This is a genomic window from Chthonomonas sp., from assembly GCA_016788425.1.
Taxonomy (GTDB): Bacteria; Armatimonadota; Fimbriimonadia; order Fimbriimonadales; family Fimbriimonadaceae; genus JAEURQ01.
Window position 1 is genome coordinate 534,050 of sequence record JAEURQ010000002.1, and the last position, 12,857, is coordinate 546,906.

General features: G+C 60.4%; 13 protein-coding genes. 9 read left to right on the forward strand and 4 right to left on the reverse strand.

Annotation, left to right across the window (positions count from 1 at the left end):
• Positions 1–47: 47 nt before the first annotated feature.
• Positions 48–1,397, forward strand: a complete 1,350-nt coding sequence (dnaB, locus tag JNJ45_04470) for a replicative DNA helicase (protein MBL8047916.1) — start codon at positions 48–50, stop codon at positions 1,395–1,397.
• Positions 1,398–1,445: 48 nt separating this feature from the next.
• Positions 1,446–2,678, forward strand: coding sequence for a hypothetical protein (locus JNJ45_04475; protein MBL8047917.1), 1,233 nt, complete (start codon positions 1,446–1,448; stop codon positions 2,676–2,678).
• On the opposite strand, the gene JNJ45_04480 is transcribed toward JNJ45_04475, so the two are convergent.
• Complete coding sequence (locus tag JNJ45_04480) at positions 2,675–3,532, reverse strand: tetratricopeptide repeat protein (protein ID MBL8047918.1); 858 nt, start codon at positions 3,530–3,532, stop codon at positions 2,675–2,677. The genes JNJ45_04475 and JNJ45_04480 overlap by 4 nt on opposite strands.
• 74 nt (positions 3,533–3,606) lie before the next feature.
• On the opposite strand from JNJ45_04480, the gene JNJ45_04485 reads away from it, so the two are divergent.
• The 3 genes from JNJ45_04485 (at position 3,607) to groL (ending at position 6,011) form a co-directional block, all read left to right on the forward strand.
• Positions 3,607–3,981 (forward strand): hypothetical protein, encoded by a 375-nt coding sequence (locus JNJ45_04485; GenBank protein MBL8047919.1) that lies wholly within the window; start codon positions 3,607–3,609, stop codon positions 3,979–3,981.
• A 120-nt stretch (positions 3,982–4,101) separates the two neighbouring features.
• Complete coding sequence (gene groES, locus JNJ45_04490; protein MBL8047920.1) at positions 4,102–4,413, forward strand: co-chaperone GroES; 312 nt, start codon at positions 4,102–4,104, stop codon at positions 4,411–4,413.
• Positions 4,413–6,011, forward strand: a complete 1,599-nt coding sequence (gene groL / locus JNJ45_04495; protein MBL8047921.1) for a chaperonin GroEL — start codon at positions 4,413–4,415, stop codon at positions 6,009–6,011. The genes groES and groL overlap by 1 nt, the downstream gene beginning before the upstream one ends.
• A 59-nt stretch (positions 6,012–6,070) precedes the next feature.
• On the opposite strand, the gene JNJ45_04500 is transcribed toward groL, so the two are convergent.
• Genes JNJ45_04500 through JNJ45_04510 form a run of 3 tightly spaced genes read right to left on the reverse strand, consistent with a single transcriptional unit; the run spans position 6,071 to position 8,538 of the window.
• Positions 6,071–6,340, reverse strand: a complete 270-nt coding sequence (locus JNJ45_04500) for a hypothetical protein (protein ID MBL8047922.1) — start codon at positions 6,338–6,340, stop codon at positions 6,071–6,073.
• Positions 6,321–7,694 (reverse strand): D-alanyl-D-alanine carboxypeptidase, encoded by a 1,374-nt coding sequence (locus JNJ45_04505; GenBank protein ID MBL8047923.1) that lies wholly within the window; start codon positions 7,692–7,694, stop codon positions 6,321–6,323. The genes JNJ45_04500 and JNJ45_04505 overlap by 20 nt, the downstream gene beginning before the upstream one ends.
• Positions 7,695–7,704: 10 nt before the next feature.
• Positions 7,705–8,538, reverse strand: coding sequence for a glycosyltransferase family 2 protein (locus tag JNJ45_04510; GenBank protein MBL8047924.1), 834 nt, complete (start codon positions 8,536–8,538; stop codon positions 7,705–7,707).
• A 37-nt stretch (positions 8,539–8,575) separates the two neighbouring features.
• Here JNJ45_04510 and greA point away from each other — a divergent pair, with 37 nt between their 5' ends.
• From greA to JNJ45_04530, 4 genes are all read left to right on the forward strand, one after another.
• A complete protein-coding gene (greA, locus tag JNJ45_04515) occupies positions 8,576–9,049 on the forward strand; it encodes a transcription elongation factor GreA (GenBank protein MBL8047925.1) in 474 nt (157 codons plus the stop codon).
• Between the two features lie 10 nt (positions 9,050–9,059).
• Positions 9,060–9,695, forward strand: a complete 636-nt coding sequence (locus tag JNJ45_04520) for a hypothetical protein (protein MBL8047926.1) — start codon at positions 9,060–9,062, stop codon at positions 9,693–9,695.
• 248 nt (positions 9,696–9,943) lie between these two features.
• Complete coding sequence (gene kdsB / locus JNJ45_04525) at positions 9,944–10,672, forward strand: 3-deoxy-manno-octulosonate cytidylyltransferase (protein MBL8047927.1); 729 nt, start codon at positions 9,944–9,946, stop codon at positions 10,670–10,672.
• On the forward strand, positions 10,669–12,849 hold the full coding sequence (locus JNJ45_04530) for a hypothetical protein (GenBank protein MBL8047928.1): 2,181 nt from the start codon (positions 10,669–10,671) through the stop codon (positions 12,847–12,849). The genes kdsB and JNJ45_04530 overlap by 4 nt, the downstream gene beginning before the upstream one ends.
• Positions 12,850–12,857 lie beyond the last annotated feature (8 nt).

Below are 12,857 nucleotides of genomic sequence, written 5' to 3' on the forward strand. Positions count from 1 at the left end.
TTTGCCACAAGTAGTCCACCGTGGCTCGTCCCTATAATGGACGATTCATGGCGATTGACCCCTATTTGCCTCCCCAAAACCTCGAAGCGGAAATGTGCGCGATCGGGTCCATGCTCATGTCCGAGCGGGCGCTCGACGAAGTGCTCGAGATTCTGAGCGAAGAAGACCTCTACAGCCCCGCGCACAAGGAGATTTTCAAGGCCGTGCGCCAGTTGGTGCTCAACCAGCGAGCGGTGGATATTCTCACGCTCACGCACGAGCTCAGCGAGCGCAAGTCGCTGGGCAACGTCGGCGGTCAGGATTACCTGATGCAGCTCGTGGAGGCCGTGCCGAGCCCCACCAACGCGCCCGACTACGCCGCGATCGTCAAGGACAAATCCACCGAGCGCCGCTTGCAGCAAATCGGCCATGAGATTGTCAAGATCGCCCAAGACCCCGAGCAAACTTCCCGCGAAAAGGTGGACCGCTCGGAAAGCATGGTGTTTGACCTTGGCCGCGAGAGCATGGGGCAAGACCTTCGCCCGGTGCAGACCTTCGCCAAAGACTTCTTCACTGAAGTGGACAACTTCTTTGCAACGGGCCAGCCGATCCTTGGGGTTCCCTCCAAGTTTCACGATCTTGACAACATGACGGGCGGCTTTTACGGCAGCGATTTCACAATCGTCGCCGCGCGCCCGGCCATGGGAAAGACTTCGCTCGTGTTGAACTTTGCCCTCAACGTGGCGCGGGCAGGCAAGGGCAATGTCGCGGTGTTCAGTCTGGAAATGAGCGGTCAGCAGCTCGTTCGCCGGATGCTCTCCATGATTTCGGGCGTCAGCATGAGCGTGCTCAAGCAGGAGCGCCTGCACGATAACGACTATCACAAGCTCGCCGACGCGTGCGAGACCTTGTACGGCCTCCCGATCTACATTGACGACAACAGCGACATCTCGGCCATGGAAATGATGGGGAAGTGTCGTCGCCTCGCGCAGCAGGGCGGCCTGGCGATGATCGTCGTGGACTACCTTCAGCTCATGCGGAGCAGCAAGCGCACCGAAAACCGGGTGCAAGAAGTCTCCGAGATTGCGCGCGAACTCAAGCGGATGGCGAAGACGCTCAACGTGCCGCTTCTCGCCCTCTCGCAGTTGAGCCGAAACGTAGAAAACCGCGACGACAAGCGACCGCAACTCAGCGACATCCGCGAATCGGGTTCGATCGAAGCCGAAGCTGACCTTGTCATGTTCATCTACCGGCAGGCCTATTACGCCGACAAGGAGAACAACGCCGAGCGAGATTGGGATCCAGACGAAGTGCAGGAAAGCGAGATCATCATCGCCAAGCACCGAAACGGCCCGACCGGCAAGGTGGTCCTCGGGTTCCAGCCCAACTATGCGCGGTTTGTGAACTTGAAAACCTAAACAAATCGGGGACACGTATCCCGGCGAGAATGCGTCTACATAAGTGAGATGGAACTCACAACGCTTTTGGCAACGATTGCCCTCGGCGGCAACAACAAAATGGCAGCTGCCTTTGCCGTCCCCGAGCTGAATCGCATCGCGCTCACTCCGGCGATTGATGGTCGCCTCGACGACGAGGAATGGGACGCGCTCAGCGAAACCCCCGAACTCAAGTCCTACTTGCAATGGGAGCCCGGTGCCCTCTACCTGGCCTCGGTCGCGCCCGAAGGCAAAGACGTCGTGTTTAGCCTCGACATGGATGGCGACGGCTGGCTGGTCGGCAAGAACAATTTGGAAGTCCGCCTCAGCTGGGCCGATGGCGACGTGAAGGCGAGTTGCCGCACGCTCGATGCAACACGCGCCCAAGAGCCGAGTTGGGTCAGCGCTCCCTGGATTGAGCAAACCATGACCGCGCGCGCCCTGAACGCCGGCGGCATGTGGAGTGTCGAAGTCAAACTTCTTCCCATCGAGATTCCGAGCTTCGAAATGGGGCGCACCATCGGCGTTCGCGCCGACGCTTTTGGCCCTGGTGAATCCACCAACGCCACTGATCTCATCCGCCGGGTTTCGCCGGTGACGATGCGCTTCGATCGGAGTCGCGGCCTGCCGAACGGCATGGAATGGGAGCCCGAAACCCTCGCCCGCAACGTCACGCCGAGCGACAACTTCCGCATTCGCATGAACTTCCGGCGGCCCAAGGACGCCGAATTGGAGCGCGTGTATTGCCGCACCATGGGCCTCGGTCGCGCCAGCACCGTCGCCTTCGAAATGCCGTTCCCCGAGTTCGACCGCAAGGGTCGCAGTTTTGTGGACTACAGCACAAAGGTTGCCCGCACGGCCACACACGGCTATCGCGTGATGGAAACCAAGATTCGTGGCGCCCAGCAAGAGGACATTACGATCCAAACCAGCTACGCCGTCCGCCCAACGTATGGCGTCGAGGGCAAGGTGTCCGGAGAGCCGGTGATGAGCCCCGACGTGCAGGTGATTGATGCGAACGTGATGGTGAAGAGCTACACCGATACGCGTCTTCGCGGCAAGATTTCGCTAAGTTTGCCAAGCGGGTGGGCCGCCAAAAAGGGTGGCGAAGCGAACCTGATGATCCATCAGATTCGCGGCGTGCAAAAGCTGCCGGTCAAGCTCGTGGTTCCCGCCGGAACTCAGGGTCTGCACACTGTGATGGTGGACGTGAGCTACAACGGCGAGACAACCTCCACGCCGATGTATGTGCTGATTCGCTAGTGGCTCAGCCCGCCTAACTTGAATAAGCGGCGAAGGTTTTCGCGCTCGTAAGCGCCGACTTCCTTCGCCGCTTTCAGTTCAATTTCCGCCTCGTCCGTCTGCCCTTGCTTGTGCAAGTACTCGGCCAGAATCACGCGGTACCACAGCTTATCGGGCTCTAAGTCGGTCGCCATGCGGACAGCTTTGATCGCTTCCAGCGGGCGACCCGTTGCCCAAAACGCGAGGCTTGCCTGAATATAGAAATAGTCGTCGCCGGGCGAAAGCTCGATGGCGGCGCGGAACGCGGCCAGTGCCTCGTCGAACCGGCCCAGTTCCAGCAGAATGTCGCCCATCCAATAGTGATAAAAGCTTTGATCCGGCGCGAACAGCACGGCGCCCTGAATCGCGCGTAGCGCGCGCTCGCGGTAGCCGCGGCGACGCAGCTCTTCGGCGAGCTTGAGGTACGGAAACGGGTTCTCAGGTTCAAGTTTCACGGCTTCCTCAAGGTGGGCAAGGCCCTCGCTGGTGCGACCCTCGCGGGCGTAGATTTCTCCAAGCGCAAGCGATGCTTCCATGTCGCCGCCGTTCTCGCGGATGATCCGGCTAAACTGTCGAACCGCCTGCGGGCTTTGCCCCAGACATTCCAGCGCCGTCGCCAAGCCGCGACGAGCCGAAAGCGACTCCTTGGGCTGGGTTTCCAAAACTTTGCGGAAGTGGCGCGCCGCCCGATCGTAATCGCCTTGCAACAGGCTCGCCTCGGCCAGTTCCTGCAGGTTGTCGGGACTGTCCGCGAGCGCGCTGTCGGTTTCCTCTTGCTCGGCCTGCGGAATCGCCAGGCCAAACAGGTCCACAATTTTTTGGTACTCGGGGTTCATCGGGAAGCGAAAGTTTACCTTTGCCCCTTTCAGACTCCCATCAATCGGCCAGTGTTAGGATAAGATGGCAAATGATGAGTACGCGAATCCTCACGACTGTGGCCGCTGTGGCCGTTCTTGTGGCCGCCTTGCCGCTGGCCACCGCCCAACAAAAGAAGAAGCCCGTGGCCGCCAAGATGTCCGCCGCCAAATCGACGTTCCAAAAGGACGTTGTTGACTTCACCACTAAGTTCTGCGTGAGTTGCCATACCGGCAAGAACGCCGCCGATGGCGTGGACATCCCCAAGAACGTCAAGGAAGCCGACGTCAAGGTGAAGTACGCCAAGCTCTACCGCAAGCTAGCGCGGTACGCGGGTAGCAAGCAAATGCCGCCGCGCGATGCCAAGCCGCAACCCAAGGATGCCGAGCGAACTGCCTTTACAAAGTGGATCAGCACGAACATTAAATAGGCCGAACAAGGCCCGAAATTCATCGTAGAAATGTGATGAAATTAGCAGTCGCAAGGGTATACTGCTAAAACTTGGTTGCCGCGGCGAGCCCGCGACAACCATCTTCACAGAGGAACAACGATGAATTTGAAACCGCTACTCGATCGTGTCATCATCGAACCGGCCGCCAAGGAAGAAGTTTCCGCGGGCGGTATCTTCCTGCCCGATTCGGCCAAGGAAAAGCCGCTGAAGGGCACCGTCATCGCCGTCGGCCCGGGCAAGGTTCTGGACAACGGCAAGAAGGTGGAAGTTGAGGTCAGCCAAGGCGACGTGGTTCTGTACGGCAAGTACAGCGGCACCGAAGTCACGGTGGACGGCAAGGAATACATGATCCTGCGCTCCGACGATATCCTCGGCGTGGTCACCAACGTTCCGGCTGGGGTGGGCAACTAATGTCGGCCAAGGAACTCAAGTTCTCTACCGACGCCCGCAAGGCTCTCGAAGCCGGCGTCGATAAGCTCGCCAACACGGTGAAGGTCACCCTCGGCCCGCGCGGCCGCCTGGTCGTGCTCGAGAAGAAGTTCGGCAGCCCGACGATCATTGACGACGGCGTGACCATCGCCAAGGAAATCGAAGTCGAAGACCGCTTCGAAAACATGGGCGCTCAGCTCATCCGCGAAGTCAGCAGCAAAACCAACGACCTCGCCGGTGACGGCACCACGACCGCCACGGTCCTCGCCCAAGCCATTTTCAAGGAAGGCGTCCGCAACGTCGCCGCTGGGAGCAACCCGACGGCCATCCGCAAGGGCATCGAAGCCGCCACCAATGCCGTGGTTGAAGAGCTCGCCAAGATGAGCAAGCCGGTTGAAGGCAAGGTTGGCATGAAGGAAGTTGCGACCATCAGCTCCAAGCTGGAAAACATCGGCGAACTCGTCGCCGAAGTGATCAGCACGGTGGGCAAGGATGGCGTCGTGACCGTCGAAGAAGCCAAGTCAACCGAAACCAGCTTCGACATCGTCGAAGGGATGCAGTTCGACAAGGGCTACATGTCGCCCTACTTCATCACCGATCCCAAGCGCATGGAAACGGTCTACGAAGACCCGCTTCTGCTGTTTTACGAAAAGAAGATTAGCTCGGTGCAGGACATCGTTCCCGTGCTGGAAAAGGTGCTGCGCCTCGGCAAGCCGCTGGTGATCATCGCCGAAGACGTGGAGAACGAATGTCTCGCCACGCTCGTGCTGAACCGCCTGAAGGCCAACCTCCCGCTCGTTGCGGTGAAGGCTCCGGGCTTCGGCGATCGCCGGAAGGCGATGCTCGAAGACATGGCGATTCTGACTAACGGTCAATTCGTCAGCGAAGACCTCGGCCTCAAGCTCGAAAACGTGACCCCCGACATGCTCGGCTCCTGCCAGCGCGTCGTGATCACCAAGGACACCACCACGATTGTGGGCGGTAAGGGCGACAAGGCGAAGATCGAAGGTCGCCTGAGCCAGATCAAGCGCCAGATCGAAACCACCGAAAGCAACTACGACAAGGAAAAGCTGCAAGAGCGACAAGCGAAGCTCAGCGGCGGCGTAGCCGTGGTAAAGGTTGGTGCCCCGACCGAAACCGCGATGAAGGAGCAAAAGGCTCGCATCGAAGACGCCCTCGCGGCCACTCGCGCCGCGCTGGAAGAAGGCGTTGTGAGCGGTGGCGGTCAAGCTCTGTTGCTCGCCGGTAAGGTTCTCGACACGCTGCAAGGTGAGGGTGACGAGCAAATCGGCATCAACATCGTCCGCCGCGCCGTAGAGTCTCCGCTCCGCACGATCGCCGAAAACTGCGGCGTCGAAGGCTCGGTTGTGGTTGAGAAGGTTCAGCGCGAAGGGAAGGGCTTCAACGCCGCCACCCTGCAGTACGAAGACCTGCTCAAGGCTGGCGTCGTCGACCCGACTAAGGTTGTTCGCACCTGTCTGCAAAACGCGGCTTCGATCAGCGGCCTGCTGCTGACCACCGAATGCGCCATCGCCGACGCTCCTGAAAAGGAAGACGAAGGCCACGGCCACCACCACTAAGTCACCGGGACTTAGATAGAACTGGCCCCTCATCACGATGATGAGGGGCCAGTTTGCTTTTAGCTATGGGTTCCGATGAGGAACCAAGCGAGCCAAATGCTGAAGTAGACCGCCGAGCCGATGAGGCAGGTGCGGCGCACGAAGGCGCTGTTTTGTGGCCAGTACCACACCATGGTTGCCCAGCACGTGATGAGCGTGAGCGCCTTGACAAACACGAAGGCCCATTCGCTGTGTTGAATGATGGGCCGCATCACGGGGTTCAGCTCTTCGATTTTGCCGTGAGCATGGAGAACCGCGGTCGAGATCAGGTCAAGGAAGCCAATCGCCATCAGCAACAACAGCGCGCGGGTGGGCAGTATTCGCCGATACAGCGCGGGCAGTTGTGCGAGTGTTTTCATATCCTTGGGTGGGGCCGCCATCTTCCTCTACTGTTCGCATCAATTTATCGGCCAAATCGCGCTGGGCGGAAGAAGAAGTGATCCCGTGGTTAAACACTACGCTAACAATCCTCCGCTCGCCAACCGCATTTTTAACGTATCCGCTCAGTGAAACTACCGAATTTAGCGTCCCGGTCTTGCCGTGGAAGCTCGCCCCCGGGTTGCGGCCCTTGAGCGTACCAGCCCCCGCGGAGACCAGGCAGTCGTAAAACGTCTCAAACCAAGGTTGTCCCTGCGCCCATTGCAAAATCTGCGCAATGCCGCGCGTGGTGACGAAGTTGTGGCGACTCAGACCGCTGCCGTCAATCGGGCGAAAGTCTGAAGGGTCGGCGAGAATGCCGGCGTAAAACGCACCCATTCGTTGGGCGGCCTGGCTATATTCCTTCCCGGCTTCGAGCGGCGCGAGTTTGGCCGCGCTCATCATGAGGAGGTGCTCGGCGTGATGGTTGTCGCTGTCCACAAGGCACTCCTTGGCCACCTCGCTGAGCGGCTTGCCGGTCAGCGGACTCCACTTGAGATCGGCTGGAAGCTCCTTAAGCGCCCCGCCCCATTTTCCGCCGAGGTAAGCGGCGGCCGTTTTCAGCGGGTTGGGCTGCGCCAGGGTGTCGATGCTGGCTTCGTCCTGCGGAAGCTTGCCGCGCACGATGAGGGTGGCGAAGTGCGGGTCGAACTCGCTCTTGGGACCCGCCTCATCCGGACGTCGAATCACCTTGATGCCGAGTTCGCGCGCAAGCGGAACGACCGCTCCGGCGCGGCTGCGAGCCTCAAAGCCGGCTTCGTCTACGGTGAACGCCGTAATCTTGGGCGCGTACCGGTTGGGCAGGTCATCGTATTCCCAACTCGGCCCGTAACCGGGGTTGTAGGCGAGCCGCGCCCACACCGTCATGTTGCTCCGCACGCCCAGGTTCTTGCCGACCGTGCGCAGGGTTTCGCCGGTGAGTTCAGGATCGCCGGGGGCGTCCACGATCACGCGATTGCCGACCCGCGCGAACCTGGTGACAGGCTTGTAATCGGGGCCGAGCGTGGCAAACGCGAAGATGTTGGTGAGCAGTTTTTGGTTGCTCGCCGGAACGACGCGAATGCCGCTGAGCCGCGAGTAGAGCTCGGAGCCGCGCTCGTCGGTGACGGTCACGCTCACCAGAGCACCGCTCAGCGCGGGGTTCGCGAGAATCTCGTCGATGCGCTGGCTGAGCGGCGGAGTTTGCCAAAGCGAAGCGGCGAGCAAAAGCGACTTGACGACGAGCATAGGTTCCGTTTTACCGGACTTTCGGGCCCGAGAGCGGGGCGGTGTGCACTCGCCAGAACATCGGTTTGAACGGGAGCCGCAGCAGCGCGCCCAGACGGTTGATGCACCACGCCGCCGCCATCGCCGCTCGCCCATGGTGGATGCGGAAGTAAAGCTCCTTGCCGCGGTTATACATCGCCACGCTCCACCACCGATTGCCGCTGGAACTCGCCCCGAGCGCGTGCTCAAAACGCGCCTCGGGGATGTACAAAATGCGGCCATGTTTGCGTAGGCGACGGCATAACTCGGTGTCTTCGCAGTACAGGAAAAAGCGCTCATCGAACGGCTCAACCGGGCGAAACATCAGGCACGCGCCCATAACCTGCTCGACCTCCATAGTTCGGTCGGAGCGAATCCAGTAGGTGTCCATAAAACTCCCCCGGAACAGTTTTTCCAAGAAGAGTTGTTCGCACAACAGGCGTCCCAAAGTCAAACTTCGGCACGCTGATGGTGAGAGCGAGCCGCCGGTGACCAGCCCGCCGCCGACGGCAACCACGCCGGGCACCATCTCATCAAGCAATCGGGCGATAGCACCAGGTTCGGCCGCCGCATCGGAGTTCAGCAACAGCGCGATCTCGTGCCGCCGCCGAGCCAAGCCTTGGTTGTTGGCCGCGCCAAACCCGCGGTTGTCGGGGTTCGCGACGAGTTCGACCATGGGAAACTCGGACCCGACCATGTCCGCCGAACCGTCGGCAGACGCGTTGTCCACAACGATGACCTGGTCCACATCGGCCAAGGATTCCAGGCACCGACGCAGCAGGTCGCGCGTGTTATAGCTCACCACCACCACCGTTACCTGCAGCACGCCGAGGTTGTACCCCGAAGGTGCTAAAATAGCCGGGATGGCCGACGAAATTTTGTTGACCCAGGAAGGCTACAACAAGCTCGAAGAAGAGTTGATTCACCTGAAGGGGCCGAAGCGACTCGCGATTGCCGACGCGATCCGCGAGGCGAAAGCGCATGGCGACTTGCGTGAAAACGCCGCCTATCACGAAGCGAAGCTCAACCAGACCCGCAACGACAGCCGCGTGGCGGACCTCGAAAAGGTGTTGCAAATCGCGCGCGTCGTGCAACGTCCCGAGAACGCGGGCGCGATGGCGCACCTCGGTAGCAAGGTGAAGTTGCACGACAAGAAGTGGGATGAAGAACTGGTCATCAGCCTCGTCGGCAGCTTCGAAGCCGACCCGACCGCCGACTTGATTTCGATCACCTCGCCGCTCGGCGGCGCAATTCTGGGCCGCAGTGTCGGCGACGAAGTGGAGGTAGAAGCCCCGAGTGGAACGCAGCAATACAAGATTCTGGAAATTAGCGAGTAGCCTCGCGCTCTTGGGAATTCTCGCGGGTTGCGGCTCAAGCGAGCCCACCGTGGAGAATAACGAGACCGTGCGGGCGGCCAGTAAACCGGCGGGGCCAGCGGCTCCGACCGAGCTTGAAGTGCAGGTTCCCGGAACGCCGAGTTCCGATGCGCTGGCTCTGCTCTACGGCACGGCCATCGTCCACGTGGGTGACAACTCCGAACTCGCGTTTCAGCAGTTCCCGCGGCCGAAGGGCGCGGTGGAAAGCTCCGATGAGCCGCCGGTGAAGATCGTTGGCGCCAAGACCGCGGTGTGGGACAAGGACCAAGAGTCGTTTGCCGTGCTGAGCCTCGACGAACGGGTTCTGGTGGCCGTGCACACCAAGCCGCTCGCAACTTCGGTGCAGGTTCTGCTCGATCGCTACACCAAAAAGTTTGGCCAGCCCGAGTTTGTCAGCCGGGGCCAAGTCGAATACCGCTTTTGGGACACGCCGGAACTCGGGCAAACCCTTATGCTGTGCTGGGCGCCGAACGCCTCTAACACCACGCTGGTGACGGCTGCGGTGGGCCTCACGCCGGTCATGCGTGAGTTCCGGATGGATCCTTCCAGCGCAGAAGCCGACGCCATGCGGGCCAGCAACTTGCTTTCGGCCCAAACACCAAAGTAGGCGCATCGGAAACGTTTTTACGCAAACCCGCGTCATCTAATGTATCCAATCTACTGCGGATTGGAAATCTACAAAAGCAGGAGGTGGTGCGTAAAAAATGGATAGTAACAAACGTAACCAGGGAGGTCGAGGGTTTTAGCCGACCAACGACCGCGTTCGTGGGCGTGCGATGAACATTGCTCTCCCTGGACAAAATCAGAAGTGCCCCTCAACCGAGGGGCGCTTTCGTTTTCGCTATACTGCGATTTGTGAATTGCGTCATCGTCATTCCCGCCCGCATGGGCTCCACGCGCTTTCCCGGCAAACCGCTCGCTGACCTCGGCGGCAAGCCGATGGTGCAATGGGTGGTGGAGGCGGCGCGACGAGCCGAGATCACCGACCGCGTGGTGGTCGCAACCTGCGACCAGGTGATTGTGGACGCGTGCGCCGCATTTGGCGCCGAAGCCATCATGACCCGCGACGACCATCCGAGTGGCACCGACCGTATTGGCGAAGTGAGCGAGAAGATTCCTGCCGACGTGTACGTCAACGTGCAGGGCGACGAGCCGCTTATCCCGGTTGAGACCATCCGCGCCTGCGCCGCGCCGCTCTTGGCTGACGCAAGCATCTTGATGGGCAGCGTGTTCTCGGAGTGCAAACCTGAGGAGGAGGATGACCCCAGCGTGGTGAAGGTGGTCACCGACCGCGCAGGTTTTGCGCTGTACTTTAGCCGCCATGCGATTCCGTTTCCGCGCAACCCCCGACCTCAGGCCCTGCGCAAGCACGTCGGAATCTATGCCTATCGCCGCGAGGTGCTGCAAGACTTTTGCCGGTGGCCGATGGGCACGCTGGAGGAGGCGGAGAGCCTGGAGCAGCTGCGATTCTTAGAAAACGGTGTGCGCATCAAGATGAGCGAGGGAAGCGGCTCGGCCATTGCCGTGGACACGCCCGAGCAGGCGGAGCAGGTGCGCCAAGTGTTGGCCGGAGGACGATCATGATTCTTATGGATATGCAGGTGGGTTCGACCCTCGAATTTGACTACGTTAACCGAAGCGGGCTGGTGGTTCGCTCGCAGGGAATTGAACTTGTGAGTGGCAGCTTCCTACAGTTCTATGCCCCCGGATGGACCAAGGGCTACTACAGCAGCAATTGGAATGACCAAACCATCACTCGCCGGCCGGATGGCTCGCTCTTGGTGACGTTCAAGTCGGGCGACGGCAAGGCCGAAGGCACCCAAACTTACTGGCCTTCGCCCATGGGCTTTCGGATTGATTGCAACTACCTATGGCGTGGCGACGAGCCGTGCCTCGTGGAGAGCACCATCGGTCTGCTCAAGTTACGCCCCTTCACCAAGTTTTCCGCGGGTCAAAAGCCACAAGACTTTGGCCCGGCGCGAAAGGGAGACGAAGTCGCTCGCCGTTTGGCCGCCGACCCGCAACGTAGCTTTGTGTTTTCCGGACCCAGCCGCGAAGTGACCGTCTCCAGCACGTTGCCGTTCATCGCCTTCGATGCTCGCGGTTACGAACAGGAATGGGCCCGGCGACAAGACTTGCTCTGGCTCGGTCACCCCGCGATTGAACTCAAAAAGGGCGTCCCGGTCAGCTATTCGGTGACGGTCGAGCACCCGATTCGCATGGCACCGATGCTGCGAGACAAAGCCATTTCGGCCACGTTTGCGCCTCTGAAGCAGGCCGTCAAACCCTGGGAACCGCGCGGCGTGCGCGACATGCAACTCTCCGGGAAACCCAAGCTGGAGTGGCGCGGCCTTCACCTCTTCGTAGGGCCGCAAAGCGAGGCGGTGCACGCCAAACTGGCGCGCGACGTCTTGCCGAAACTCAAGATCAACAAGGTGTTGCTGCAGTGCGAGCAATCGCGGTGGAGCAGCCTCAAAACCGACACACTCAAGAACTTCACTGATCTCGCCAGCCTCAAACGGATTTTTGATACCTACCGCAAGAACGGCATCGAACCGATTCCGCTGATTCAAAGCTTCGGGCATATGGAGTGGTTCTTCGCGGGTGGCCAAAATCGCGACCTCGCGTTCAATCCGCTGGTGCCCTACGCGATCGATCCGCGCAAACCCGAAGCCGTGGCCGCGATCCTGAAAATCTGGGACGAAGCGATTAAGGTACTCAAGCCCAAAGAGATTCACTTTGGACTCGACGAGGTGGATATGCGCGGCGCGCCCGACGACCCGGCACTCACCACCGAGTTGTGGCGCAAGATGATCCCGCAGCTTGCCGCCTATGCCGATAGTAAAAAGCTCCCGTGGATGCTGTGGGGCGACCAGATGCTCGGTCCGGGCCAAGCACCCGATGCCGCGCTAGGCGACAGCGTCGCCGAAGCCGCCAAGCGGCGTGAGGTTGTGCCCAAAACCGCCACCATTACCGATTGGCACTATCTGAACAACCCGAATCCGGCGGTCTACAACAATGTCGCCCTTTGGAAACAGTGGGGCTTTCGCCAGATCGGATCGGTGTGGAACCGCCCCGACAACGTGTACGGCTACACCCACGCCATCATCAACCATGGCGAGCGCGGAATGCTGCAGACCACCTGGGCCGGTTACTACCTGAGCGAGCGCAGCATGCTCGACAACTGGGGTCAATACGCCAGCACGGTGCTGCTCGCGGATTACTCGTTCTCCGGTCGCAAAGAGCGCCCAAAAGACTTGCCCTACAAGCCCGAGACTGTGCTGCGCGACCTCTGGTTCGGCGGCGAACGACGCACTCTCGCGGGGTCGGCGGTGATATGGGACACAAGCGCCGCGCCAACCGACGTGCCTGAGGGTCAAATCGTGTTGCAAAAGCCGTTGCGGTTTTACGACACCTACCAGGGTGGCGAGCCGTTCACCAGCTATACGTTCGACCTCCCCAACGAGGTCAGCGAGATCAAGATTATGCTCCGCGCCCGGAATCCGGTCGTCGAAGGGAAGTCGGTGCTTCTGGCAACAATCGGCGAAGAGGACGAGTCTGTGCACTACGGCTGGGACGTGCGGGTCAAGGACGATCTGCGACCTCTATTCCGGGCACAGAACGGGCCGGACGGCACAAGCGTCGTGACGATCCGATTCGAAACCGGCAGCGGGCCCAACCTCGTGCTCAAACAACTCGATGACGAGGCCGCGCTGGAAATCATGGCGATCACGCTCGTCCCGCACGGTAAAAGTCGGTAAAGTTGGCT

Bases quoted from the DNA above. Each gene is read 5' to 3' on its own strand.
- JNJ45_04530 (MBL8047928.1), top strand. From the start codon at position 10,669: ATGATTCTTATGGATATGCAGGTGGGTTCGACCCTCGAATTTGACTAC.
- dnaB (MBL8047916.1), top strand. From the start codon at position 48: ATGGCGATTGACCCCTATTTGCCTCCCCAAAACCTCGAAGCGGAAATG.
- groL (MBL8047921.1), top strand. From the start codon at position 4,413: ATGTCGGCCAAGGAACTCAAGTTCTCTACCGACGCCCGCAAGGCTCTC.
- JNJ45_04500 (MBL8047922.1), bottom strand. From the start codon at position 6,340: ATGGCGATTGGCTTCCTTGACCTGATCTCGACCGCGGTTCTCCATGCT.
- greA (MBL8047925.1), top strand. From the start codon at position 8,576: ATGGCCGACGAAATTTTGTTGACCCAGGAAGGCTACAACAAGCTCGAA.
- groES (MBL8047920.1), top strand. From the start codon at position 4,102: ATGAATTTGAAACCGCTACTCGATCGTGTCATCATCGAACCGGCCGCC.
- JNJ45_04505 (MBL8047923.1), bottom strand. From the start codon at position 7,694: ATGCTCGTCGTCAAGTCGCTTTTGCTCGCCGCTTCGCTTTGGCAAACT.
- JNJ45_04485 (MBL8047919.1), top strand. From the start codon at position 3,607: ATGAGTACGCGAATCCTCACGACTGTGGCCGCTGTGGCCGTTCTTGTG.
- JNJ45_04480 (MBL8047918.1), bottom strand. From the start codon at position 3,532: ATGAACCCCGAGTACCAAAAAATTGTGGACCTGTTTGGCCTGGCGATT.
- JNJ45_04475 (MBL8047917.1), top strand. From the start codon at position 1,446: ATGGAACTCACAACGCTTTTGGCAACGATTGCCCTCGGCGGCAACAAC.